This is a genomic window from Microbacterium sp. GCS4 (assembly GCF_001262495.1).
Taxonomy (GTDB): Bacteria; Actinomycetota; Actinomycetes; order Actinomycetales; family Microbacteriaceae; genus Microbacterium.
The window spans coordinates 825,278-849,219 of sequence record NZ_LGYE01000002.1; the positions used below are offsets into that span (position 1 = coordinate 825,278).

Sequence of the window (23,942 nt, forward strand, 5' to 3'; positions counted from 1 at the left end):
CGTGCGCGCACATCCGTTATCGACGCGGCGAAGCAAGCCCGGTGGCTTTCCTCACGCGTCTGCGTCCGAGTTCGAATCCCAGACCACCGCGCAGCCTCGCTGCGTGCCCCGAAGGAGAACCCCATGTCTGAAGACACCAAGGTCGTCGCCGAGCTCCGCGAGAGCTTCGGCAAGGGCTTCGCCCGCCGCCTCCGCGCCGCCGGCAAGATCCCCGCCGTCATCTACGGCCACGGCACCGAGCCCGTGCACGTCGCACTGCCCGGCCACCAGGTCTCGCTCATCATCCGCCGCGCGAACGCGCTGCTCGAGCTCGACATCGCGGGCAAGGAGCAGCTCGCACTGGTCAAGGACGTCCAGAAGGACCCGGTGCACCAGATCATCGAGCACATCGACCTGCTCGTCGTGAAGAAGGGCGAGAAGGTCACGATCGACGTCCCCGTCGTCGTCACGGGCGAGTCCTTCGCCGGCACGATCGCCAACCTCGACGCGACCACGCTGTCGCTCGAGGTCGAGGCCACGCACATCCCGCAGAACGTCGAGGTCTCGGTCGAGGGTCTCGAGGAGGGCGCGCACATCACGGCCGCCGACGTCACGCTCCCCAAGGGCGCGACGCTGCTGACCGACCCCGAGGTCCTCGTGGTCGCCGTGACCGTGCCGGTCCTCGACCTCGAGAGCGACGCCGACGCCGAGACCGAGGAGCCCGCCGAGGGCGAGACCGAGGAAGAGGCAGCGCAGGAGGACGCCGCGGAGTGACCTCCGCCGGCGCAGCGCACAGCTGACTGCTCCACAGAGGGGGCGCGAGCAGATCGCGCCCCCTCTGTCGTATCCTGACCCGGGACCGCACGTCCCGGCATCCGAGAGGACGAGACATGGCATCCACCTGGCTGGTGGTCGGACTCGGCAACCCCGGCCCTCGCTACGAGGCCACGCGGCACAACATCGGTCAGATGGTCGTCGACGAGCTCGCCGCTCGCCGCGGGGAGTCGTTCCGCGAGCACAAGGGCGGTGCGCGGGTCGTCGAGACGTGGCTGCGCCCCGGCGGCGACAAGCTCGTGCTCGCCAAGCCGAACACGTTCATGAACGTCTCAGGCACTCCGGTCGCCGCGCTCGCGCGCTTCTACTCCGTGCCCGCGGAGCGCATCATCGTCGTGCACGACGAGCTCGACATCCCCTTCGACACCGTCAAGCTCAAGACCGGAGGCGGCCACGGCGGACACAACGGCGTGCGCGACATCGCCCGTGCCCTCACCACGCCGGACTTCCCGCGGGTGCGCGTCGGCATCGGGCGTCCGGTCGGACGTCAGGATCCGGCAGACTGGGTCCTGTCGCCTTTCGGCAAGGAGGAGCGCGCGAACCTGCCGATCCTCGTGTCCGACGGAGCCGACGCCGTCGAGCTGCTCGTCGCGGAGGGCCTTGTCGCAGCGCAGCAGAAGCACCACGCTCCGCGCTAGCGGTACGGCCGCACAGGGGGCCTGAGGTTCGGGCCGGCCCGGGGTCAGGTCGCAGGTAGGAAGCCGGATGCCGTCCCCGTGGCGATCGTGACGACCAGGACGACCCAGAAGATCACGGGGGCGATGGCGGCCACGACGAGAGCGGCGATCCCCGCCCCTCGGCCCTGCCGGCGGACGATGCCCAGGATCCCGATGACGATGGCCGCGATGCCGAGCACGGTGCCGGCCCAGAAGGCGATCTCGGCCCAGAGGACCTGATCCCGTGCGGGGGAGAGGGTCGAGAGCAGCTCGGGATCGTTCGTGTCGATGCCTGACGGGATGCGGACGCCGATCTCGAAGCCTGCGACGCCCGCGACGATCGGGACCACCACCCCGGCGACGATCGCGAGGACGAGGGCCAGGATGCCGAGGAAGCCGGACTTCCGTGCCGGGACTTCAGGTACCTGGTATCCGCCGGGCGACGGCGCGTAGCCGCCCACGGGGACCTGGTACGCGCCGGGAGGGGCGGCCTGGGGCGTAGGAGCCCCTGGTGCCGGGAACCCTGCCGGTGCGGATGCCGGGGGAACGGGAGGTCCGGCGTCGTATGCCGGCGGAGCGGGAGGTGCCTCACTGTATCCCGCCGGGGTGTACACAGGAGGGGCCGGTGGTGCTGTGGCGTATGCCGGGGGAGCGGGAGGTGCCTCGCTGTACGCCGGCGGGGCGGGCGCGGGGATGTGCTCGGGAGCAGGCTCGGGTGGGACGGAGCCGGACGGGGGCTGCTGCTGATCGCTCACGCCCCCATCCTAGGGCGCGGGTCCGACGGCGACCGGCTCAGACGCGGCGCAGCAGCCCGACGCGGTCGTACACCGCGGCGAGGGTCGCGTCGGCGACGGCATCCGCTCGTGCGGCGTTCGCCGCGAGGATGCGGTCGAGCTCGGCGGGGTCGGCGAGCAGGTCCAGTGCGCGGGCGCGCACCGGCTCGAACTCGTTCACGACCACCTCGGCGAGGCCCTTCTTGAAGTCCCCGTACCCGCGTCCCGCGTACTCGTCCTCGATCGCCTCGACCTGACGGCCGCTGAGGGCCGCGTAGATCGTGAGCAGGTTCGAGACGCCGGGTTTGTTCTCGCGGTCGAAGCGCACGGAGCCTTCGTTGTCGGTCACGGCCCGCATGATCTTCTTCGCGGACTTGGCCGGGTCGTCGAGCATCCACAGCACGCCGGCGTCGCTCTCCGCGGACTTCGACATCTTCGACGTCGGGCTCTGCAGGTCGTAGATGCGCGCCGTGTCCTTCTGGATCACGGGGCGCGGTACGACGAAGGTCTCGCCGAATCGGGAGTTGAACCGCTCAGCGAGGTCGCGGGTCAGCTCGACGTGCTGCTTCTGATCGTCGCCGACCGGCACGACATCGGTCTGGTACAGCAGGATGTCGGCCGCCATCAGCACCGGGTACGTGAACAGGCCGACGCTCGTGGCGTCGGCGCCGTAGCGGGCCGACTTGTCCTTGAACTGCGTCATACGCCCGGCCTCGCCGAAGCCCGTGATGGTCGAGAGGATCCAGGCGAGCTCCGCGTGCGCGCGCACGTGCGACTGCACGTACAGCGTCGACTGGGACGGCTCGATCCCGGCGGCGATGTACTGCGCGGCCGTGCGGCGGGTCTTCTCGCGGAGCTCCGCGGGGTCCTGGGCGACTGTGAGCGCGTGCAGGTCGACGACCGAGAAGTAGGCGTCGTAGGAGTTCTGCAGCTCCCGCCACTGCAGGAGCGCCCCGATGTAGTTGCCGATCTGGAGGGAGTCGGCGGAGGGCTGCATTCCGGAGTAGAGGCGAGGCTTGGTCACGGTTCAATCCTAGGCCGACGCGTCGGGCTCGTTGGCGCAGGAGTCGTGTCTAGGCTGATGCGCATGACCTCCCCGCGCCGTACCGACGGACCTCGGAAGCGGCGGGACGCCGCCCTGTACGTCGAGATCGTCATCCGCGCGCCGATGGAGCGGGTCTGGGAGCTGACGCAGGAGCCGGATGCGCACGTGCGCTGGGATGGGCGGTTCACGGCGATCCGGCCCACCGTGATCCGGGATGACGGTGCGCAGGAGTTCGTCTACGAGCTCGATCTCGGCGTCCACACGATCCGCGGCACCGGGGTGTCCCGTGGCGAACGCCGGGGGAGGGCGGGTGAGCGCACTTCCGCGCTCCTCTTCGACACGACGGACTGGCTCTCGCCCCTCGGCGCTGGACGCGGATACTGGCGGTACATCCCGACCGACGAGGGAATCCGCTTCCTCACGGGCTACGACTACGTTCCGGGGTGGGGACTTCTCGGACGGATCGTCGATCCACTCGTCACGCGGCGGTTCGTCTGGTGGCTCACCGCCTGGAGCTTCGACCGGCTCCGCCTCTGGGCCGAGGAGGGGATCCCCCCGGAGAAGACCGGCTGGTGGCGATCCCTCCGCCCCGGTCGTCGTCCACGCGCTCGCGCGGGTCGCTGCCTCTCTCGTCCGCCTCGTTCCGGAGACCGCACCATCATGCAGAATGCACCGTCCGCCCTCGCGGAGCTCGACCGATGACCGCCGCGACGGGCGTGTTCCGCCGCGCACTCGGACCGGACTTCGATCGACTGCACCCCCGCATGCAGGAGCGCTTCGGGGTCGGCGTGGCTGCGGGCTACGGATGCATCGGGCGGGGTGTCATGACCGAGGTCCGCCGCGGTCCGTGGTGGACGCTGCCGTTCCTCGGGATCGGCACGATGCGCAACATCCTGTTCCCCGACCGCGGGCGCGACATCCCCTTCCAGATCGACAACCATGCCTACGTCGATGGCCTGGGGCGGGAGACCGTGACGTTCGTGCGCACGATGCAGATCCGTCCAGCCCGTCGACGGCGCTTCGACGCGACCATGATCTACAGCGAGGACCGCGGTCGGATCGTGGACTATCTCGGAACGCACCAGCACCTCGCCGTCGACCTGGAACTCTCCGTGACCGACGACGGCGGTCTCCGTCTGACGTCGGGGGAGCAGAGATTCTATGAGGGACCGGTGGCGTTCCGTTTTCCGATGATGTTCAGCGGCCGGGCGTACCTGACGGAGCACTACGACGACGAACGCGACTGCTACGTCATCGATCTCGAAGTGCGCAACGACATCCTGGGCTTCCTGTTCGGCTACCGGGGTACGTTCGCCTGCGAGTTCGTGCCGGGCGGCGATGCGCCGGCGACCACCAAGCCCTACCGCGAGGAGGCACGGGAGTGATCGGAGGATCCGGAGTCCTCCTGGACGCTCTCGGTGAGGACGCCGATCGCCTGCATCCGACCCTCCGCGCGCAGATGTCGTCGACGATCGAGCGTCAGGAGTCGCACGGCGTGTTCGCGCTCGCCGGAAGTCGGCTCCGCCGCCTCAACGCCCTCGGCATCCCGGTCGTCGGTCGGGACGCTCTGGTGAGCGGATACGAGCGCGACGTCCCGTTCACTCTCGTGACGCTGTCGCGGCGGGACGGACTCGGGCGTGTGACGCTCGACACCACGCGGGAGTTCGGATTCCGCGGCGGCGTGCAGCGCATCACGGACCGAATCGTCGCGAGTTCGCGTCCCGGACTGGTGCGCAACGTGCTGGGGAGGGCGGGGCGGATCGAACTGATCCTGCGCTGCGACGTCACCGAGGGCGGTGCCCTGCGTATGCGCAGCGAGCGGGTGGCCGTGCGCCTCGCAGGAAGACGTTTCGCGCTCCGCGGGATCCTCCGCCTCGATATCCGGGTCGAGGATGGATGGGATGCCGTGCAGGAACGGCGAACCATCCGGATGAGCGCACGGAGCCCGATCGCGGGCACCGTTCTCGAGTATCGCGGGTGGTACCGCGTCGCGCCGCCCGAGGACCGACCCGGCTCGACTCAGTAGGTGTAGTCGACGACCACGGGGGCGTGGTCGCTCCAGCGCTGGTCGTAGGCCTCGGCGCGGGCCACGTGGTAGGCCGTGACGCGTTCGGCGAGGGCCGGGGTGGCGAGGTGGTAGTCGATCCGCCATCCGGAGTCGTTGTCGAAGGCCTGACCGCGCATCGACCACCACGTGTAGGGGCCGTCGACTTCGCCGTGGAAGCGCCGGCCGACGTCGACCCAGCCGAGTCCGGTGCCGGTGCTGCCGTCGACCCCCTCGACCTCCTGGCCGGCGGCGCCGAGGAAGCGGTCGAAGTACGCGCGCTCGCGAGGCAGGAAGCCGGCCTTCTTGCGGTTGCCGCGCCAGTTCCTGATGTCGAGCTCGCGGTGGCCCACGTTGAGGTCGCCCGTCACGAGCGCGAGGGCGTCGTCATGGGCGAGCTCGGCGAGTCGGATGCCGAACGCGTCGAGGAACTTCCACTTCTCGTCCTGCTTCGGGGTGTCGGCTTCGCCGGAGTGCACGTAGGCGCTCACCACGGTGAGCGGGCGGTCGCCGATCAGGAAGTCGGCCTCGATCCAGCGTCCCTTCGAGTCGAAGTCGTCCGGCCCGAACTGGGTGCGCGACACCAGCGCGGGGGTGCGACTCGCGATCGCCACGCCGGCGCGGCCCTTCGCGGTCGCCTCGTCGTGCACGAACGTCCAGCCCGGGAGGGCCGCCTCGAGGTGCTCGTCCTGACCGCGGACCTCCTGCAGGGTCAGGATGTCGACGTCGGCGGCATCGAGCCAGGAGCTCATCCCGTTGCGAGCGGCCGCTCGGATCCCGTTGACATTGACCGAGGCGATACGCAGGTGAGGCATGAGGACAAGCCTAACGAGGGTCTCCGACATCCTCGGACGAGCGATCCCGTTCCGCCCGTAGGCGCTGGATGAACGACGGCACCGGCTCGGGCAGCGGCGGCGCGGACGCTTCGAGATCGGCGAGGTCGGCTTCCGCCGCCCGCACGGCATGCGCCGCCGCCCAGGACCGGTACCACGGAGCATCCTCGCGTGCGTTTCGAGCCGCGTCCAGACGTATCTGGGCCGCCGCGACGAGCGTGCGATGCTCGTCGGCCCGCCGCTGAGCGTCCGACCTGTGGGTGAGGGGCAGATCGCGATCCCGCGCCGACACCGCGATCCACGACGACGCGACCAGCATCACGACGCCGTTCACGCGGAACCACAGCAGGAGCCCGATGAAGATCGCGAACGTCGCGAGCAGCGGGTTGCTCGGCGTGTAGCTCAGCAGGAAGCCCGCGCCGTACTGGAGGACCGTCATCGCCGCCCCGCCGAGCAGCGCGCCAGGCCAGATCGTCCGCCACTCGAGCGACGTGCCCGTCAGGAATCTGACCATGGCAGCGAGGGCGCTCGACAGCAGCACGAAGGAGACCACCACGGTTCCGACGCGGATGCTGAGCTCGCCGCCTGCCGATCCCGGCTGCCACCCGACGAGGCCGAGCAGCCAGCTCAGCGCCGCCGCGCTGGCCGAGCTGAGAAGAGACCCTGCCAGGAGCGCGACGCCGAAGATCAGCGCGGCGAGGAGGTCGCGGGCCTTGAGCAGCAGGTAGTTGCGCAGGTCCGGTGGCAGGCCGAAGATGTCCCGGGTCGCGCGACGCGAGAAGGTCACCCATCCGATGGCTGTCCAGATCACCGTCCCCAGAGCGATGAGGCCCGTGACGCTGAGCACGCCGGTGGTGCTCGCCGCGATCTCCTGCGCCTGATCCGGAGTGAACAGGCCGCCCTCAGCCTGGATCAGGTTCGGGATGTAGCTGTTGATGACGTCGATCAGCGCGTCGACGGCCTCTGTGCTGGCCCCGAGCCAGAGGCCCGCGACGGCGAAGGCGAGGTAGACGGCCGCGAAGATCGCGAACAGCGCCTGGTAGCTCACGCCGGCGGCGAGGAGGAAGCCGTTGTGCTGCAGGAAGTGTCGCCAGACGCGCACGGGGAAGAGGGCGAGAGTGCGACGCGTGATCGTCGTCGCGCGCTCCACGGCGGCGTCGATCCGGCCCTGTTCGGGCTCGGCTGCTGCTCGATCGGGGCGGGACACGTCTTCACCCTATCGGCGTCGATCGCGGGGTAGACGGCAGACGGGCGGCCTCCCGCAGGAGACCGCCCGTCCGCGTCGTCACCGCGTGATCAGGGGCGACCGCGCAGCACGGCCTGCTTGACCTCGGCGATGGCCTTGGTGACCTCGATGCCACGCGGGCAGGCCTCGGAGCAGTTGAAGGTCGTGCGGCAGCGCCACACGCCCTCCTTGTCGTTGAGGATGTCGAGGCGCACGGCGGCGTTGTCGTCGCGCGAGTCGAAGATGAAGCGGTGCGCGTTCACGATCGCCGCCGGGCCGAAGTACTGGCCGTCGGTCCAGAACACGGGGCAGGACGAGGTGCACGCGGCGCACAGGATGCACTTGGTCGTGTCGTCGAAGACCTCGCGGTCCACGATCGACTGGGTGCGCTCCTTGCCCTTCTCGGGCACGGAGTTCGCGACGAGGAAGGGCTGCACCTCGCGGTACGACGCGAAGAACGGCTCCATGTCGACGACGAGGTCCTTCTCGAGGGGGAGGCCCTTGATCGCCTCGACGTAGATCGGCTTCGAGATGTCGAGGTCCTTGATCAGCGTCTTGCAGGCCAGGCGGTTGCGGCCGTTGATGCGCATGGCGTCGGAGCCGCAGATGCCGTGGGCGCAGGAGCGGCGGAACGTGAGCGAGCCGTCGACCTCCCACTTGATCTTGTGCAACGCGTCGAGCACGCGATCGGTGGAGTAGAGCTCCACGTCGTAGTCGACCCAGTGCGGCTCGGAGTCGACCTCGGGGTCGAACCGGCGGATGTTGAACGTGACGATGAAGGACTGGATGCCGGTGTCCTCCGTGACCTCCGCGGGGGCCTCGGCGAGTGCGTTCGACATTCTCAGTACTTCCTCTCCATCGGCGGGTAGTTCAACTCGCCCTGCTCGTTCTTGGTGAAGACGACGGGCTTCCAGTCGAGCTTGATGTGGTCGCTCGGGTCGGACGAATGCGGGTCGCCCGTGAGGTACGCCATCGTGTGCTGCATGTAGTTCTCGTCGTCGCGCTTCGGGAAGTCGTCGCGCATGTGACCGCCGCGGCTCTCCTCGCGGTTCTGCGCCGCGTAGACGACCACCTCGGCGATGTCGAGCAGGAAGCCCAGCTCGACGGCCTCGAGGAGGTCGGTGTTGAAGCGGTGGCCCTTGTCGTCGACGTGCACGTTCTTGTAGCGCTCGCGCAGCTCCGCGATGACGCCCAGCACGTGCTGCAGCGAGTCGTGCGTGCGGAACACCTGCGCGCCCTTGTCCATCTCGTCCTGCAGCGTCTTGCGCAGCACGGCGATGCGCTCGGTGCCCTGGTTGTTGCGCAGGCCCTCGAGCATGTCGGACACGAAGGCCGCGGGGTTCTCGGGCAGCGGGACGAACTCGGCGGTCTTGACGTACTCGACCGCGTTGCGGCCCGAGCGCTTGCCGAACACGTTGATGTCGAGCAGCGAGTTGGTGCCGAGGCGGTTGGCGCCGTGCACCGACACGCACGCGCACTCGCCGGCCGCGTACAGGCCGGGCACGACGGTGTCGTTGTCGGCGAGGACCTCGCCGGCGTTGTTGGTCGGGATGCCGCCCATCGCGTAGTGCGCGGTCGGCATGACCGGGACCGGCTCGACCACGGGGTCGACGCCGAGGTAGGTGCGGGCGAACTCCGTGATGTCGGGGAGCTTGGTCTCGAGGACCTCCGCGCCGAGGTGCGTGCAGTCGAGCAGCACGTAGTCCTTGTGGGGGCCGGCGCCGCGGCCCTCTGCGACCTCCTGCACCATGCAGCGAGCGACGATGTCGCGCGGGGCGAGGTCCTTGATGGTCGGTGCGTAGCGCTCCATGAACCGCTCGCCGGAGGCGTTGCGCAGGATCGCGCCCTCGCCGCGCGCGCCCTCGGTGAGGAGGATGCCGAGCCCGGCGAGGCCGGTCGGGTGGAACTGGAAGAACTCGAGGTCCTCGAGGGGGAGGCCCTTGCGCCACACGATGCCCACGCCGTCGCCCGTGAGGGTGTGCGCGTTCGAGGTGGTCTTGAAGATCTTGCCGAAGCCGCCGGTCGCGAAGATCACGGCCTTGGACTGGAAGACGTGCAGCTCTCCGGTCGAGAGGTCGTACGCCACGACGCCCGCGATCTGCGTCGCGCCCGCGGCATCCTTCACCGTGATGAGGTCGAGCACGTAGAACTCGTTGAAGAAGTTGATTCCCAGCTTGACGCAGTTCTGGAACAGCGTCTGCAGGATCATGTGACCCGTGCGGTCTGCGGCGTAGCACGCGCGACGCACCGGCGTCTTGCCGTGCTCGGCGGTGTGGCCGCCGAAGCGGCGCTGGTCGATCTTGCCCTCGGGCGTGCGGTTGAAGGGGAGGCCCATGTTCTCGAGGTCGATGACCGCGTCGATGGCCTCCTTCGCGAGGATCTCCGCAGCATCCTGGTCGACGAGGTAGTCGCCGCCCTTGACGGTGTCGAACGTGTGCCACTCCCAGCTGTCCTCCTCGACGTTCGCGAGGGCTGCGGCCATGCCGCCCTGCGCCGCACCCGTGTGGGAGCGCGTCGGGTAGAGCTTGGAGATCACGGCGGTCTTGGCGCCGGGTCCTGCCTCGATCGCCGCGCGCATGCCGGCGCCGCCGGCTCCCACGATGACGATGTCGAACTGGTGGTAGTGCACGCCGTCGCGCACGAAGGAGTCCTGGGTCTCGGTAGTCACTTCTTCTTATGCCTTCTCTTCTACTTGCCCAGCGTCTGGCACTGTTCCCACAGCGTGCTCGACTCGGTCACTCCGAGGCACGGGTCGAACGTGAAGACCACGAGCGTGCCGAGGAGGATGAGCAGAGCCGCGGCGAGGCCGAGGGCCCAGACGAGCGCCTTGCGCGCCGTGTTGTTCGTGACGTAGTCGTTCACGATCGTGCGCATGCCGTTCGCGCCGTGGATCAACGCGAGCCACAGCATGATGACGTCCCACCACTGCCAGAACGGCGTGGCGAACTTGCCGGCGATGAAGGCGAAGTCGAGGGCGTGGATGCCCTCGCCGACCATGAGGTTGATGAAGAGGTGCCCGAAGATGAGGATCACGAGGAGCACGCCGGAGCCGCGCATGAAGAGCCAGCCCCACTTCTCGAGGTTCACTCCGCGGCGCGTGCGCACGGGGGCGGCGACGGTCTGAGCGGTCATCAGTGTCCTCCTCCGGCGCCGAAGCCGGCGAACGCGAGCATCAGGTGGCGCGGGACGAAGCCGGCCATGATGATGCCCCAGACGAGCAGCACGCCCCAGAACAGCTGGCGCTGGTACTTCGCGCCCTTCGACCAGAAGTCGACCGCGATGATTCGCAGGCCGTTCATGGCGTGGAACACGATGCCGGCGACGAGCACGACCTCGCCGAGGGCCATGATCGGGTTCTTGTACGTGCCGATCACGGCGTTGTACGCCTCGGGCGACACCCTGATGAGCGCCGTGTCGAGCACGTGCACCAACAGGAAGAAGAAGATGGCGACTCCGGTGATGCGGTGAAGCACCCACGACCACATGCCTTCGCGACCCCGGTAGAGGGTGCCGCGGGGGGTCTTGGACGTGGTTTCCGAAATCGACGGTGTCAAGCGAGCGCTTGTGGACACGGTCGTCCTCCCTGGATCGATGTGACTCGGTCGCGTGCACTGCGCCCGTACAGGTTGACCCTGTCGAAGTCAGGCATGCCCGATCGACGTCCATCTTATTCCCGCGTGGAGCCTGCAGGCGACGAAGGGGACCCTAACCATCTCGATGTCGAGACAACACCTCGGGCTACGCTGACAGGGTGAGCCGACCCATCGAGAACTTCTACGCCGTCATCCCCGCCGGAGGAATCGGCAGCCGTCTGTGGCCGTTGTCGCGCGCGGACGCACCGAAGTTCCTGCATGATCTGACGGGATCCGGGCACTCCCTGCTCCGCGACACCTGGGACCGCCTCGAGCCGCTCACGGGACCCGACCGCATCGCCGTCGTCACAGGTCGCGCTCATCGGGCCGCCGTCGAGGCGGAGCTCCCCGGAATCGCCGACCTCAATGTGTTCCTGGAGTCCGAGCCCCGTGAATCCGCCGCTGCGATCGGACTGGCCGCCGCGATCCTGCACCGTCGCGACCCGGACGTCATCATCGGCTCCTTCAGCGCCGACCACGTCATCCGCGGGACTCGCGTGTTCGAGTTCGCGGTGAGGGACGCCGTGGAGGTCGCGCGCGAGGGGTACATCTGCACGATCGGCATCTCGCCGACGGAGCCCGCGGTCGGCTTCGGGTACATCAAAAGGGGCCCGGAGCTGGTGGTCGACGGAGCGCGGGAGGCCGCGCTCGTCGAGAGCTTCGTCGAGAAGCCGGACCTCGAGACCGCCAAGGCGTACTTCGCGAGCCGCGACTATCTGTGGAACGCGGGCATGTTCATCGCGAAGGCGAGCGTCCTGCTCGACGAGCTCGCCGCCAACGAGCCGGAGCTGCACGCCGGGCTCCTCGAGCTCGCGGAGGCGTGGGACGACCGCGAGCGCCGAGGGCCGGCGGTCGACCGCATCTGGCCGGGGCTCAAGAAGATCGCGATCGACTACGCCGTCGCTGAGCCCGCGGCGACCCGCGGACGCCTCGCCGTCGTGCCCGGCCACTTCGACTGGGACGACGTGGGGGACTTCGCCTCGCTCACGAAGCTCATCACGAACGGACGCAAGGGCGACCTGGCCGTGCTCGGTCCGAAAGCCCGCGTGCTGACCGATGCGGCGAGCGGCATCCTCGTCAGCCAGACGTCGCGTGTGATCAGCCTGGTGGGTGTGCAGGACATCGTGGTCGTCGACACCCCTGACGCCCTGCTGGTCACGACGGTCGAGAACGCGCAGCGCGTGAAGGGCGTCGTGGAGTCCCTCAAACTCACCGGTCGAGGCGACGTGCTCTGATGCGCACCCCGCGGTGCTCATGTGTCGCTCAGATTTCAGGTTCGTAACCATTCACCGAAGCCGCCCGCTCCGGTATGCGCGAATGACGAAACAGTAGGTAACTTTGATCGATCCGCGAGGGCCGCGGGTTCGTTGAGGGAGGCATGAGTTGACCATCTCCACCACCAAGAAGCTGCTCGGCGCCACCATCGCCGCGGGCGTCGTCTTCGCACTCGCCGGCTGCGGCCAGGCTCCGACCGAGTCGGGCGGCAACGGAGGCGGCGACGCTGCATCCGACTTCCTGCCGTGCCTCGTCTCCGACGCCGGAGGCTGGAACGACAAGTCGTTCAACCAGTCCGCCAAGGAGGGCATGGACCGCGCCGCGGACACCCTCGGCGTGAAGCCGCTCGAGTTCGAGTCGGCGAACGACAACGATTACGCCCCGAACCTCGAGACCGCCGTCTCCGAAGGCTGCTCGCTCATCGTCTCGGTCGGCTTCAAGCTGTCCGCCGCGACCGTCGAGTCCGCTCTCGCGAACCCGGACATCGACTACGCGATCATCGACGACTACGCCGACAACGACTTCGACGGCACGACGGACGCGCCGAACATCAAGCCCCTCGTCTTCGACACGGCCCAGGCCGCGTACCTCGGCGGTTATGCCGCGGCCGGTTGGTCGGCGCAGGCCGGTGTCAACAAGGTCGGCACCTTCGGCGGCATGCAGATCCCGTCCGTCGCCGTGTTCATGGACGGCTTCGAGCTCGGTGTCGAGAAGTACAACGAGGACAAGTCGGGTGCCGTGCAGGTATTCGGCTGGGACGTCGCTACGCAGGAGGGTTCGTTCACGGGCGGCTTCGACGCGAACGACACCGCGAAGCAGACCGCTCAGGGTGTGCTCGACCAGGGCGTCGACGTGATCCTCCCGGTCGGTGGCCCGATCTACCAGAGCGCCGCTGCAGCCATCAAGGACAGCGGCAAGGACACCCTCATGGTCGGCGTCGACAGCGACCTCGCCGTCGCCGACGAGAGCGTGGCTGACGTCACCCTCTTCTCGATCATGAAGGCGATCGACGTCGCCGTCGAGGACGCGACCATCGCGGCCTCGGAGGGCGACTTCGACCCGGCGCCCTACGTGGGCACCCTTGAGAACGAGGGCGTGAAGCTCTCGGGCTTCGGCTCGTTCGAGTCCGAGCTGCCCGACGGGCTGCTCGACGAGATCGCCGCTCTCCAGGAGCAGATCATCTCGGGCGACATCACGGTGGAGTCCCCGAACTCCCCGTAAGTCACAGCAGGTCCAGGGCGGGGCGAGTGGAGCAAGCGGCCACTCGCCCCGCGCCGTGGACGGACGACCGTCCTCAGCGCGCCCCGCGGAATTTCGCCGTCGCGCCCGGGACTCCACGGACACTTCTGGATAAGGTGCAGATATGAAGCTCGAACTTCGCGGCATCACTAAGCGATTCGGTAGCCTCGTGGCCAACGACCACATCGATCTGGTGGTCGAGCCGGGGCAGATCCACGCGCTTCTCGGTGAGAACGGCGCAGGCAAGTCCACACTCATGAACGTCCTCTACGGCCTTTACCAGGCCGACGAGGGAGAGATCCTCCTCGACGACGTCGTGCAGCGGTTCCGAGGCCCCGGAGACGCGATGAACGCGGGAATCGGCATGGTGCATCAGCACTTCATGCTCGTCCCCGTCTTCACCGTCGCCGAGAACGTCATGCTCGGGCACGAGCAGACGAAGGGCGTCGGACGCCTCGACATCGCGAAGGCCCGCGAGCACGTGCGTGCCGTCGCCGCGCGTTTCGGCTTCGACATCGACCCCGACGCGATCGTCGGAGATCTCCCCGTCGGCGTGCAGCAGCGCGTCGAGATCATCAAGGCGCTCTCGCGCGATGCGAAGGTTCTCGTGTTCGACGAGCCGACCGCCGTGCTGACGCCGCAGGAGACCGACGAGCTCATGGGCATCATGCGGCAGCTCCGCGAAGAGGGCACCGCGATCGTCTTCATCACACACAAGCTTCGTGAGGTCCGCGAGGTCGCGGACACCATCACGATCGTGCGTCTCGGGCGCATCGTCGGCGAGGCGTCGCCGACCGCCAGCAACTCCGAGCTCGCCTCGCTCATGGTCGGACGCGCCGTCGAGCTCACGGTGCAGAAGGACGCACCGCGACTGGGCGATGGCGGACTCGAGGTCGAGGGTCTCCGCGTGCTGACCCCGAGCGGTGCGATCGTCGTCGACGACGTCGCCTTCACCGTGCGACCCGGAGAGGTCCTCGCGATCGCCGGAGTGCAGGGCAATGGCCAGACCGAGCTCGTCGAGGCCATCGTCGGCCTCGCAGCCCGGGTCGAGGGCTCCATCACGCTCGACGGCACGCAGCTCGTGGGCAAGAGCGTGCGCGCCATCCTCGACACCGGAGTCGGCTTCGTGCCCGAGGACCGTAACGAGGACGGACTGGTCGGAGGGTTCTCCGTCGCGGAGAATCTGATCCTCGACCGCTCAGACGACCAGGCGTTCAGCCGCGGGGGCACCATCCGCCGCGCCGCACTCGAGGAGTTCGCGAAGGAGCGGATCTCCGAGTACGACATCCGCACGCAGGGCCCGCACACCCCCGCGGGCACGCTGTCCGGGGGAAACCAGCAGAAGGTGGTGATCGCACGCGAGATGAGCCGCGAGCTGCGCCTCCTCGTCGCCGCGCAGCCGACCCGCGGTGTGGACGTCGGATCGATCGAGTTCATCCACAAGCGCATCATCGAGACGCGCGACGCCGGGGTCCCGGTGGTGGTGGTCTCGACGGAACTCGACGAGGTCGCGGCTCTCGCCGACCGGATCGCGGTCATGTACCGAGGAAGCATCGTCGGCATCGTGCCCGGCGACACCCCGCGCGAGACGCTGGGTCTGATGATGGCGGGCGCCGCCGAAGGAGAGGCAGCCGCATGAGCGGGACCACACCGGGAGCGGACGATGCCGTCAAGGGCCTCCCCGCCGAACAGCTCCCGCGGGCGACCGGCCCGCTGACGGGAGACGTGCCCCCGCCCCCGCGCGGCAACGTCATCCTCAAGGAGATCCTGCGCGGGAGCGCCGTCTCGACGGTCCTCGCGATCTTCCTCGCCCTCGTCGTCGGCGGCGTCCTCATCGCGTTCACGAACGAGGACGTGCAGGAGGCCTCGGGCTACTTCTTCGCTCGTCCGGGCGACACGATCGCGGCCGCCTGGCAGGCGGTCTACAACGGTTATGAGGCGCTCTTCCGCGGGGCGATCTTCAACGCCCGTGGGGCCGACTTCGCCGCGCAGATCCGCCCGCTCACGAACACGCTGGGATTCGCCGCCCCCCTCATCGCCGCCGGCCTCGGCGTCGCGCTGGCGTTCCGCGTCGGCCTGTTCAACATCGGTGCCCGCGGACAGATGCTCATCGGCGTCGCGGTGGCCGGCCTGCTGACCTTCAACCTCGATCTGCCGATCTGGCTGCACATCCCCGTCACGCTCATCGCCGGCATCGCCGGCGGCGCCCTCTGGGGAGCCATCGCGGGACTCATCAAGGCCCGCACCGGCGCGCACGAGGTGATTCTCACGATCATGCTCAACTATGTGGCGTATTACCTGCTGCTGTGGATGATCCGGACACCGGGGCTCCTGCAGAAGCCCGGCACGAACCAGGCGCTCGGTTCGCCGACGCCGTCGTCGGCGCAGTTCCCTGAGCTGCTCGGCCCGAAGTTCCCGCTCCTCGATCTCGGCTTCGTGCTCGTGATCATCGCGACGCTGTTCGTGTGGTGGCTCATCGAGCGGTCCGCTCTCGGTCTGCGCATGCGCGCGGTGGGGGAGAACCCGCACGCCGCACGCGCCGCCGGAATCAGCGTGCAGCGCGTCTACGTGTACGCGATGCTGTTCGCCGGCGCGCTCGCCGGTCTCGCCGGCATGAACCAGGTCCAGGGCGCCGTCACGACGGGTATCACCGAGACGATCGACGCCGGTATCGGCTTCGACGCGATCACCGTCGCCCTCCTGGGACGCAGCCGCGCGTGGGGCACCTTCGCGGCCGGCATCCTGTTCGGTGCGCTGAAGGCGGGATCGTTCTCGATGCAGGCGCAGGACATCCCGGTCGACATCGTGCTCGTGGTGCAGTCGCTCGTCGTGCTCTTCATCGCGGCTCCGCCGCTGCTGCGCGCGGTGTTCTTCCTGCCCAAGTCCGATGCGGAGAAGGCCGCCAAGGCGAGAGCCAAGGCTGCGAAGAAGGCGGTGGCCTCATGATGTCGCTCGTTCAGACCGAAGCCGCCGACGGCACGGTCCAGCTCGCCACCGTGCGTGAGCGCCACCTCAAGGCGCCGATCGTGCTCGCCGCGGTCACCGTGCTCCTGACGCTCCTCTTCCTCCTGGTGCCGCGGAGCGGGACCAGCTCCTTCCGCCTGAGCGACCAGTCCTCGGCTCTCGCCCTGCCGGACGTCGAACTGCCCACGGGACCGACCATCTGGGTCGTGGTCGGAATCCTCGTGGTGCTCACGATCGCCGCCTTCCTCCGCGCGTGGAGCTACCGCAAGGCCTCCCTGTGGATCGCGGCCGGGTTCGGCGCGATCGCGGTCTTCGCGTTCCTCGTGTGGGCCGGTGCCGGCGGGCTCGTGCCCGTCACCAGCCTGCTCTTCGGCGCGGTGTCCCTCTCCGTGCCGCTGGTGTTCGGCGCGCTGGGCGGCGTCATCGGCGAGCGCGCCGGCGTCGTCAACGTGGCGATCGAAGGACAGCTGCTCCTCGGTGCGTTCTCCGCAGCACTGCTGTCGAGCATCACCGGGAGCCCGTTCATCGGTCTTCTGGGCGCCATGCTCGGCGGAGTCCTGGTCGCCAGCGTCCTCGCGGCGTTCGCGATCAAGTACCTCGTCGAGCAGGTGATCGTCGGAGTCGTGCTCAACGTGCTCGTCAGCGGTCTCACCGGCTTCCTCTACGGAGCCCTCCTGGCACCGCACGAAGCGGAGCTGAACAGCCCCGTGCGCTTCAGTCGCATCGAGATCCCGCTGCTCAGCGACATCCCGATCATCGGGCCGGTGCTCTTCAACCAGACCTTCATCGTGTACCTGATGTTCATCACCGTCGCGGTGGTTGCGTGGGGTCTCTACCGCACGAAGTGGGGCCTCCGGCTGCGCGCTGTCGGCGAGCACCCGCAGGCGGCCGACACCGTCGGCATCAAGGTGAACTCGACGCGCTTCTGGAACGTGCTCCTCGCGGGCGCGATCGCGGGGATCGGAGGAGCGTACTTCACGCTCGTCTCGGTGCCGCAGTTCGGGAAGGACATGACGGCGGGTCTCGGCTTCATCGCCCTCGCCGCAGTGATCTTCGGCCGGTGGGATCCGATCCGCGCGACGCTCGCCGCGCTGCTCTTCGGGTTCGCGACGAACCTGCAGAACCTGCTGTCGATCCTGAAGACGCCGATCCCCGGCGAGTTCATGCTGATGCTGCCGTACGTCGTCACGTTGCTCGCGGTCGCCGGTTTCGCGGGTCAGATCCGCGGCCCCGCGGCGAGCGGCAAGCCGTACATCAAGTCCTGACACCCCGAGGAGTCGAGAACACATGACCGACATCGACTGGGACGAGCTGCGCCAGGTAGCCACGGAGGCGATGGCGAAGGCCTACGCACCCTACTCGCGCTACAAGGTCGGCGCCGCCGCGCTCGTCGGAGACGGCCGCATCGTGGCCGGCTGCAACGTGGAGAACGCCTCGTACGGCGTGACCCTGTGCGCCGAGTGCGCGCTGGTCGGAGACCTGCACATGTCGGGCGGCGGCCAGCTCGTCGCCTTCGTGTGCGTGAACAACGATGGGCAGACCATCATGCCGTGCGGACGCTGCCGTCAGCTCCTGTTCGAGCACGCGATGCCCGGGATGCTGCTGGAGACCGTCTCCGGCATCCGCACGATCGACGAGGTGCTGCCCGATGCGTTCGGGCCGCGCGACCTGGAGGACGCCCGATGACCGTAGAGCCTTTCGACGCTGTGGACGTGATCCGCGCCAAGCGCGACGGGGGAGCGGTCTCCGAGCCGGCCCTGCGCTGGATGGTGGACGCGTACACGCGCGGCTACGTGTCGGACGCGCAGATGGCGTCGTTCGCGATGGCGGTGTTCCAGCGCGGCATGGAGCGCGACGAGATCCGCGTGCTCACGGACGCGATGATCTCGACGGGTGAGCGGATGAGCTTCGCGAGCCTCGGCAAGAAGACCGTCGACAAGCACTCGACCGGCGGCGTCGGCGACAAGATCACGCTTCCCCTCGCCCCGCTCGTCGCGGTGTTCGGCGTGGCGGTGCCGCAGCTCTCCGGGCGCGGCCTCGGCCACACGGGCGGAACGCTCGACAAGCTCGAGTCGATCCCCGGGTGGCGTGCAGCGCTCAGCAACGAGGAGATGTTCGCGCAGATGCAGGGCGACGTGGGCGCGGTCATCTGCGCCGCGGGCTCCGGTCTCGCGCCCGCCGACAAGAAGCTCTACGCGCTGCGCGACGTGACGGGGACGGTCGAGGCGATCCCGCTGATCGCGTCGAGCATCATGTCGAAGAAGATCGCCGAGGGCACGGACGCGCTCGTGCTCGACGTGAAGTTCGGCTCCGGCGCCTTCATGCAGGACATCGAGCGTGCGCGGGAGCTGGCCCGGACGATGGTCGCGCTCGGTACCGACTCGGGCGTCGCGACCACGGCTCTGCTCACCGACATGAACGTGCCCCTGGGGCTCGCGATCGGCAACGCGAACGAGGTCCGCGAGTCCGTCGAGGTGCTCGCCGGCGGCGGCCCCGCTGATGTGCGCGAGCTCACCCTGGCCCTGGCGCGCGAGATGCTCGCCCTCGCCGGCCAGCCGGACGCCGACGTCGAGAAGGCTCTCGACGACGGGCGCGCGATGGACAGCTGGAAGGCCATGATCCGCGCACAGGACGGCGACCCGGATGCCGCACTGCCGACGGCCCGCGAGACGCATGTCGTCACGGCCCCGGCCGACGGCGTGGTCACCCGCATGGACGCGCTGCCTTTCGGCGTCGCGGCGTGGCGTCTGGGCGCCGGTCGCGCGCGCGCCGAGGACCCGGTGGTGTTCGAAGCGGGCATCGACCTGCACGCCAAGCCCGGCGACCGCGTGACCGCGGGCCAGCCGCTGTTCACGCTCTCGGCCGCCGACGAGGCCCGGTTCCCCCGCGCGCTCGAGGCGCTGGAGGGTTCGTGGGAGCTCGGCGACCAGGCTCCGGAGACCGGTCCGATCGTGCGCGAGCGCATCACCGCCTGAGCCCGCGACCGGTAGCCTGAGAGCTGCGGATCCGCGACCGAGAGGAACCTCATGTCGATCGACGCGAACGGCGACGTCACCATCCAGGGGACGTCCGTGCGCGCCCTGCCGAAGGTGTCGCTGCACGACCACCTCGACGGGGCCGTGCGGCCCGCCACGATCATCGAGCTCGCCGACGCGATCGGCCTCGACGTGCCCGCCGACGACCCCCGTGCGCTGGGGAAGTGGTTCGCGAAGAAGAGCGATTCCGGCTCCCTCGTCGAGTACCTCAAGACCTTCGGCCTCACGACGGCCGTCATGCAGACCGAGGAGGGACTCACGCGCATCGCCCGCGAGTTCGTAGAGGACCTCGCGAAGGACGGCGTGATCTACGGCGAGGTCCGCTGGGCGCCCGAGCAGCACCTCACCCGTGGTCTCTCGCTCGACCAGGCCGTCGAGGCCGTCCAGCAGGGGCTGGAGGAGGGCGAGGACGCCGCGGACCGCGCCGGCCACAGCATCCGCGTCGGTCAGCTGCTCTCGGCGATGCGCCACGCCGACCGTGCCCGGGAGATCGCGGAACTCGCGGTCGACTTCCGCGGACGCGGAGTCGTCGGCTTCGACATCGCCGGTCCCGAAGACGGTTTCCCGCCGTCCGACCACCGCGCGGCGTTCGACTTCCTCGCCGAGAACTTCTTCCCCGTCACGGTGCACGCGGGGGAGGCGGCGGGCCTCGCGTCCATCCGCTCCGCTCTCGTGGACGGTCGTGCGCTGCGCCTCGGGCACGGCGTGCGGATCGCGGAGGACCTGCAGGTCGTGACGCAGGAGGGCGATGAGGTGCAGGTGCAGTTCGGCGACCTCGCGCGCTGGGTGCGCGATCGGGAGATCCCGCTCGAGCTGTCCCCGTCGTCGAACCTGCAGACCGGGGCGATCTCGGCGTGGGGCAAGACCTTGGCCGACCATCCCTTCGACCTGCTCTACCAGCTGGGCTTCGCGGTGACCGTGAACGTCGACAACCGCACCATGAGCGCCACGTCGCTCACCCGCGAGCTCGCTCTGCTCGTCGAGGCGTTCGAGTACGACCTCGACGACCTCGAGACCTTCCAGTTCAACGCCGCTTCGGCCGCCTTCCTCCCGGTCGAGGAGCGGGAGGAGCTCGTCGAGATGATCGCCGAGGGCTTCGCCGACTAGTCATGGAGGGCTGAGGGATGGCTTCCGGGGGGGAAGAAGCGGCGCATCGTCATCACTGTCACGCTCGCTGTCCTGGTGGTGCTCGGCGGAGCCGGCGCGGCCGGCTACGCATGGCTCACACGCGAGCCCGAGAAGACGTCGCCGCGGGCGAGCGGGGCGGTGATAGAGCATCCGCTGACGCCGGCGCAGCAGCTCGTGAAGGACTCGGGCGATCCCGCCGGATGCGCCGTCACGTTCGTGGGCGACGGCGCCCCCGCCGATCCGATGCTGCAGTCGCAGAGCGGGCTGTACGTCGGGTTGCCGATCCCCGCGATCGACGGCCGCGTGTTCGCCGGCTGGTATGCGACCCCGGAAGACGCGACTGCCCTCACGGTCGCGGCCCGCGTCAACGGTGCCGATCCGGTGGTCTGCACCGATCAAGAGGTCGAGCTGTTCGCCGGATGGACGACGCCGGAGGCGAACGCCGCCGAGAACGCGCAGATCCCGATCCTCATGTACCACCAGTTCACGACGAACCCCGAAGGCGAGAAGGGCTGGCTGCGCGGCAACTACGCGTACATCGGCGACTTCCAGGCGCAGATGCAGCACATCGCGACCACCGGCTTCTACCTTCCGACCTGGGATGAGCTCAGCGCGTTCATCGACGGACGGCTCTACCTGCCCGCGCACTCCGTGATCATCACCGACGACGACGCCGACCAGACGTGGTTCGACCTCGCGGTGCCCGTGATCGACGAGTACAAGCTGCTCTCGACCTCGTTCATGATCACGGCGTACCGGCAGGACCCTGCGCCGTCGATCTACGTGCAGCGCCGCTCGCACACGAACGACATGCACCAGGCCGGTGCGAACGGCAAGGGGCGCATGGTCAACTGGACGGCCGAGGAGATCGCCGCCGACATGAACGCCTCCGGCGACATCCTGGGTGTGCGCGAGGTCATGGCGTATCCGTTCGGGCACTACAACGACACGGCCAAACAGGGCGTCGCGATGGCCGGCTTCGAGATGGCCCGCACGATCGAGCCGGGCTACGTCACGATCGGCACGGACAAGTACGCCCTGCCGGTCGTGCGCATCGACTACGGCATGGGGCTGGACGCGCTGATCAAGCGGATCGGCTGACCGCGACCCGATATCACCGGGTGGGGAGCTCCGCGAAGAATCCCTGGAGCAGCTCGTCGACCCTGGCGTGCATGTCGGTGCGGGAGATCGCCGGCGTCCCGTCGCCCGCCTGGGGTCCGTAGTCGCCGAAGGACGCGTGCGAGGCGCCGTCGATCTCGACCATCTCGGCGTCAGCCGGCAGCAGATGCCGCGCAGCATTCACCTTCGCGGGAGTCGACAGTCCGTCCTCGCTGCCGGAGATGCTGAGAACCGCGAGGCCGCTCGTCGAGAGGTCGTCGGCGCAGTACGAGCCGAACAGCACGAGCGCCTCGGCGTCGGCGGCGAGCCGGCACGCGCGCACCCCGCCCAGCGAGTGGCCGCCCACGGCCCAGTCGTCGATGTCCGGAGCGGCGGACGTGAACTGGTCCAGCCCGCGCAGGTCGAAGAACGCGAGGTTCAACCAGGGGCGGGTGATCACGACGGTCGTCCCGTCGTCGACGAGACCCTGCAGGATCGACGCGTAGGCCCAGGGATCGACCTTGGCGCCGGGAACGAAGACCAGGCCGCGGTCGGAGTCGCCGTCGGCCGGTGTCATGACGATGCCCTGAGGGGCGTCCTCGATGTGGATCGCGGCATCCGCGCGCACCTCGGCGAGCGGTTCCGGCTCGGCCGGCATCACGCCCACTTGACTCCACACGAGGATGCCGCCGACACCGAGCACCACGACGGCGAGAAGCCCCCACAGCACGACCTTCAGGACCCGGCGGCCGCGTTTCTTCTGCACCTCTCCAGGCTACGTCGTCGTGCGGCGCCGAGGAGCCGCGGGGAGTGGCCGCAGGAGAGCATCCCTTTCGTGCCTCACGGCGGCCCGATAGGCGTGATTGTTCACGTAGTACGACATGCGAGCGAGTCCGAGGTACCGGTAGCCGCCCGTGACATCGGGCCACGGTTCGCCGACGACGCGCGCGCGGAAACGGGCGGCGCGCGGCGGGTCGTTCGCCACGGCATCGAGGTACGCCGCGAGCAGATCCGCCTGCTCGTACCGCCCCTGCCAGCCGATCCCGGACGCCTCGATCATGCCGACGACATACAGACCGTTGAACGACGCGGGGAACATGTTCAGGAACAACCGCGGCGAGGCGCCATGCCAGTGCAGGTGCTCCCGGTCGACGAAGGGGTAGTCGAGGCGGTAGCCGGTGGCGAGGATCACGAGGTCGTACTCGTCGGACGAGCCGTCGCGGAACCGGACCGTCGGTCCGTCGAACCGTTCGACGTCGGGGCGGATGCGGAGGTCGCCCTGGCCGAGGTGGTTCAGCACCATGGTGTTCACGATCGGATGCGACTCGTAGATGCGGTAGTCGGGCTTCGGGAAGCCGAACCGCACCGGGTCCCCCGTGAAGGCGCGGAGCACGCGGCTGTCGAGCGCCTGCTTGAGCCGGGCGGGCAGTGGACGACCCTGGTTGAGCGTGTCGCTCGGCTTGCCGAACAGATAGCGCGGGACGAAGTAGTAGCCGCGCCGCACGCTCATGTCGACGGAGGCCGCATGGTGCACGGCATCCACGGCGATGTCGCATCCGGAGTTGCCTGCACCGATCAGCAGCACGCGCCTGCCTGCGAGCTGCGAGGGGGACTTGTAGGCGCTCGTGTGCAGCACCTCGCCGTCGAAACGGCCGGGGAACGTCGGGACGTTCGGCTCGGCGAGTGTGCCGTTCGCGAGCACGACTCCGTCGTACCAGAGCGTGTGCTCGCCGTCGGGTCCGATGCTGGTGAGATCCCAGCCGCCGTCGCGCGGCGTGAGACGGGTCACCCGCGTGTCGAAGCGGAACAGATCCGTGAGGCCGAACCGCTCGGCGTAGGCGCGGAAGTAGCGCAAGAGAACGCGGTGATCCGGGTAGTCGGCGTCGGAATTCATAGGGAACTCCTCGAACTGCGTCGTCGTGCGCGAGGAGATGAGGTGCGCGGACTCGTACATCGTGCTGCGCGGGTTGTCGATGTCCCACAGCCCGCCCACGCCGTGCGAGGCCTCGTAGCCGTCGATCTCGATCCCGCGCCGAGAGAGAGCGCGCGCCGCCGCGAGCCCCGACGGGCCCGCACCGATCACGGCGTATCTGCTCATGGTCCTCCCCGCACGTCCTCGTGCCGAGGGGCCGCGCACAGGGCGACGCCCCCTGCCGATCGTATCGGCCGGGGGCGTCGGGGC

General features: G+C 68.9%; 24 protein-coding genes. 14 read left to right on the top strand and 10 right to left on the bottom strand.

What is annotated here, in order from left to right:
• The first annotated feature begins 123 nt into the window (after positions 1-123).
• Together AKH00_RS11240 and pth are read left to right on the top strand one after the other, a co-directional pair.
• A complete protein-coding gene (locus tag AKH00_RS11240; protein ID WP_050722768.1) occupies positions 124-753 on the top strand; it encodes a 50S ribosomal protein L25/general stress protein Ctc in 630 nt (209 codons plus the stop codon).
• Between the two features lie 116 nt (positions 754-869).
• Positions 870-1,451, top strand: coding sequence for an aminoacyl-tRNA hydrolase (gene pth / locus AKH00_RS11245; RefSeq protein ID WP_050722769.1), 582 nt, complete (start codon positions 870-872; stop codon positions 1,449-1,451).
• Positions 1,452-1,495: 44 nt separating this feature from the next.
• Here pth and AKH00_RS18450 read toward each other — a convergent pair whose 3' ends face one another.
• Both AKH00_RS18450 and trpS read right to left on the bottom strand, forming a co-directional pair.
• Positions 1,496-2,224, bottom strand: a complete 729-nt coding sequence (locus tag AKH00_RS18450) for a hypothetical protein (protein WP_327037268.1) — start codon at positions 2,222-2,224, stop codon at positions 1,496-1,498.
• 37 nt (positions 2,225-2,261) lie between these two features.
• Entirely contained in the window at positions 2,262-3,266 is a 1,005-nt protein-coding gene (trpS, locus tag AKH00_RS11255; protein ID WP_082297557.1) for a tryptophan--tRNA ligase, read from the bottom strand.
• Positions 3,267-3,329: 63 nt separating this feature from the next.
• Between trpS and AKH00_RS11260 the strand changes: the two genes are divergently transcribed.
• The 3 genes from AKH00_RS11260 to AKH00_RS11270 are packed head-to-tail and all read left to right on the top strand — an operon-like array spanning position 3,330 to position 5,313.
• Positions 3,330-3,989 (top strand): SRPBCC family protein, encoded by a 660-nt coding sequence (locus AKH00_RS11260; RefSeq protein ID WP_235556748.1) that lies wholly within the window; start codon positions 3,330-3,332, stop codon positions 3,987-3,989.
• Positions 3,986-4,672, top strand: coding sequence for a DUF4166 domain-containing protein (locus tag AKH00_RS11265; RefSeq protein WP_050722773.1), 687 nt, complete (start codon positions 3,986-3,988; stop codon positions 4,670-4,672). The genes AKH00_RS11260 and AKH00_RS11265 overlap by 4 nt, the downstream gene beginning before the upstream one ends.
• Complete coding sequence (locus AKH00_RS11270; protein ID WP_050722774.1) at positions 4,669-5,313, top strand: DUF4166 domain-containing protein; 645 nt, start codon at positions 4,669-4,671, stop codon at positions 5,311-5,313. The genes AKH00_RS11265 and AKH00_RS11270 overlap by 4 nt, the downstream gene beginning before the upstream one ends.
• Here the strand turns inward: AKH00_RS11270 and AKH00_RS11275 are convergent.
• The 6 genes from AKH00_RS11275 to sdhC all read right to left on the bottom strand — a co-directional run bounded on the left by AKH00_RS11275 (position 5,307) and on the right by sdhC (position 10,961).
• Positions 5,307-6,146 carry an exodeoxyribonuclease III gene (locus tag AKH00_RS11275; RefSeq protein WP_050722775.1) on the bottom strand — a complete coding sequence of 280 codons (840 nt, stop codon included), beginning with the start codon at positions 6,144-6,146 and terminating at the stop codon, positions 5,307-5,309. The two genes, AKH00_RS11270 and AKH00_RS11275, sit on opposite strands and share 7 nt — an antisense overlap.
• Positions 6,147-6,156: 10 nt before the next feature.
• Positions 6,157-7,371: a YihY/virulence factor BrkB family protein gene (locus AKH00_RS11280; RefSeq protein WP_050722776.1), complete on the bottom strand. Its 1,215-nt coding sequence runs from the start codon at positions 7,369-7,371 to the stop codon at positions 6,157-6,159.
• An 89-nt stretch (positions 7,372-7,460) separates the two neighbouring features.
• Entirely contained in the window at positions 7,461-8,228 is a 768-nt protein-coding gene (locus AKH00_RS11285) for a succinate dehydrogenase iron-sulfur subunit (protein WP_050722777.1), read from the bottom strand.
• Positions 8,229-8,230: 2 nt separating this feature from the next.
• Positions 8,231-10,057, bottom strand: coding sequence for a succinate dehydrogenase flavoprotein subunit (gene sdhA / locus AKH00_RS11290; protein WP_050722778.1), 1,827 nt, complete (start codon positions 10,055-10,057; stop codon positions 8,231-8,233).
• A 20-nt stretch (positions 10,058-10,077) separates the two neighbouring features.
• On the bottom strand, positions 10,078-10,521 hold the full coding sequence (locus AKH00_RS11295) for a succinate dehydrogenase hydrophobic membrane anchor subunit (protein ID WP_050722779.1): 444 nt from the start codon (positions 10,519-10,521) through the stop codon (positions 10,078-10,080).
• Positions 10,521-10,961: a succinate dehydrogenase, cytochrome b556 subunit gene (gene sdhC / locus AKH00_RS11300; RefSeq protein WP_082297558.1), complete on the bottom strand. Its 441-nt coding sequence runs from the start codon at positions 10,959-10,961 to the stop codon at positions 10,521-10,523. The genes AKH00_RS11295 and sdhC overlap by 1 nt, the downstream gene beginning before the upstream one ends.
• 179 nt (positions 10,962-11,140) lie before the next feature.
• Here sdhC and AKH00_RS11305 point away from each other — a divergent pair, with 179 nt between their 5' ends.
• The 9 genes from AKH00_RS11305 (at position 11,141) to AKH00_RS11345 (ending at position 21,763) form a co-directional block, all read left to right on the top strand.
• The gene (locus AKH00_RS11305) at positions 11,141-12,256 is read left to right on the top strand and encodes a mannose-1-phosphate guanylyltransferase (protein ID WP_050722781.1); all 1,116 of its coding nucleotides are present in this window, start codon (positions 11,141-11,143) and stop codon (positions 12,254-12,256) included.
• 148 nt (positions 12,257-12,404) lie between these two features.
• Complete coding sequence (locus tag AKH00_RS11310; RefSeq protein ID WP_050722782.1) at positions 12,405-13,517, top strand: BMP family lipoprotein; 1,113 nt, start codon at positions 12,405-12,407, stop codon at positions 13,515-13,517.
• 142 nt (positions 13,518-13,659) lie between these two features.
• The gene (locus tag AKH00_RS11315) at positions 13,660-15,174 is read left to right on the top strand and encodes an ABC transporter ATP-binding protein (RefSeq protein ID WP_050722783.1); all 1,515 of its coding nucleotides are present in this window, start codon (positions 13,660-13,662) and stop codon (positions 15,172-15,174) included.
• On the top strand, positions 15,171-16,481 hold the full coding sequence (locus AKH00_RS11320; RefSeq protein WP_050722784.1) for an ABC transporter permease: 1,311 nt from the start codon (positions 15,171-15,173) through the stop codon (positions 16,479-16,481). Before AKH00_RS11315 ends, AKH00_RS11320 begins: the two co-directional genes overlap by 4 nt.
• Positions 16,481-17,764, top strand: coding sequence for an ABC transporter permease (locus AKH00_RS11325; protein WP_442922393.1), 1,284 nt, complete (start codon positions 16,481-16,483; stop codon positions 17,762-17,764). The genes AKH00_RS11320 and AKH00_RS11325 overlap by 1 nt, the downstream gene beginning before the upstream one ends.
• 22 nt (positions 17,765-17,786) lie before the next feature.
• Positions 17,787-18,185 carry a cytidine deaminase gene (locus AKH00_RS11330; RefSeq protein WP_050722786.1) on the top strand — a complete coding sequence of 133 codons (399 nt, stop codon included), beginning with the start codon at positions 17,787-17,789 and terminating at the stop codon, positions 18,183-18,185.
• Positions 18,182-19,474, top strand: a complete 1,293-nt coding sequence (locus AKH00_RS11335; protein WP_050722787.1) for a thymidine phosphorylase — start codon at positions 18,182-18,184, stop codon at positions 19,472-19,474. Before AKH00_RS11330 ends, AKH00_RS11335 begins: the two co-directional genes overlap by 4 nt.
• A gap of 51 nt (positions 19,475-19,525) precedes the next feature.
• Positions 19,526-20,641: an adenosine deaminase gene (locus AKH00_RS11340; RefSeq protein ID WP_050722788.1), complete on the top strand. Its 1,116-nt coding sequence runs from the start codon at positions 19,526-19,528 to the stop codon at positions 20,639-20,641.
• Between the two features lie 75 nt (positions 20,642-20,716).
• Entirely contained in the window at positions 20,717-21,763 is a 1,047-nt protein-coding gene (locus tag AKH00_RS11345; protein WP_235556749.1) for a polysaccharide deacetylase family protein, read from the top strand.
• Positions 21,764-21,776: 13 nt separating this feature from the next.
• Here the strand turns inward: AKH00_RS11345 and AKH00_RS11350 are convergent, their stop codons facing one another.
• The gene (locus AKH00_RS11350) at positions 21,777-22,526 is read right to left on the bottom strand and encodes an alpha/beta hydrolase (protein ID WP_050722790.1); all 750 of its coding nucleotides are present in this window, start codon (positions 22,524-22,526) and stop codon (positions 21,777-21,779) included.
• Positions 22,527-22,535: 9 nt separating this feature from the next.
• A complete protein-coding gene (locus AKH00_RS11355; RefSeq protein WP_050722791.1) occupies positions 22,536-23,858 on the bottom strand; it encodes a flavin-containing monooxygenase in 1,323 nt (440 codons plus the stop codon).
• Between the last annotated feature and the right edge of the window lie 84 nt (positions 23,859-23,942).

Bases quoted from the DNA above. Each gene is read 5' to 3' on its own strand.
- AKH00_RS11240 (WP_050722768.1), top strand. From the start codon at position 124: ATGTCTGAAGACACCAAGGTCGTCGCCGAGCTCCGCGAGAGCTTCGGC.
- AKH00_RS11265 (WP_050722773.1), top strand. From the start codon at position 3,986: ATGACCGCCGCGACGGGCGTGTTCCGCCGCGCACTCGGACCGGACTTC.
- AKH00_RS11330 (WP_050722786.1), top strand. From the start codon at position 17,787: ATGACCGACATCGACTGGGACGAGCTGCGCCAGGTAGCCACGGAGGCG.
- AKH00_RS11355 (WP_050722791.1), bottom strand. From the start codon at position 23,858: ATGAGCAGATACGCCGTGATCGGTGCGGGCCCGTCGGGGCTCGCGGCG.
- pth (WP_050722769.1), top strand. From the start codon at position 870: ATGGCATCCACCTGGCTGGTGGTCGGACTCGGCAACCCCGGCCCTCGC.
- AKH00_RS11295 (WP_050722779.1), bottom strand. From the start codon at position 10,521: ATGACCGCTCAGACCGTCGCCGCCCCCGTGCGCACGCGCCGCGGAGTG.
- AKH00_RS11325 (WP_442922393.1), top strand. From the start codon at position 16,481: ATGTCGCTCGTTCAGACCGAAGCCGCCGACGGCACGGTCCAGCTCGCC.
- AKH00_RS11285 (WP_050722777.1), bottom strand. From the start codon at position 8,228: ATGTCGAACGCACTCGCCGAGGCCCCCGCGGAGGTCACGGAGGACACC.
- AKH00_RS11275 (WP_050722775.1), bottom strand. From the start codon at position 6,146: ATGCCTCACCTGCGTATCGCCTCGGTCAATGTCAACGGGATCCGAGCG.
- AKH00_RS11320 (WP_050722784.1), top strand. From the start codon at position 15,171: ATGAGCGGGACCACACCGGGAGCGGACGATGCCGTCAAGGGCCTCCCC.
- AKH00_RS11315 (WP_050722783.1), top strand. From the start codon at position 13,660: ATGAAGCTCGAACTTCGCGGCATCACTAAGCGATTCGGTAGCCTCGTG.
- AKH00_RS11340 (WP_050722788.1), top strand. From the start codon at position 19,526: ATGTCGATCGACGCGAACGGCGACGTCACCATCCAGGGGACGTCCGTG.
- AKH00_RS11335 (WP_050722787.1), top strand. From the start codon at position 18,182: ATGACCGTAGAGCCTTTCGACGCTGTGGACGTGATCCGCGCCAAGCGC.
- AKH00_RS11260 (WP_235556748.1), top strand. From the start codon at position 3,330: ATGACCTCCCCGCGCCGTACCGACGGACCTCGGAAGCGGCGGGACGCC.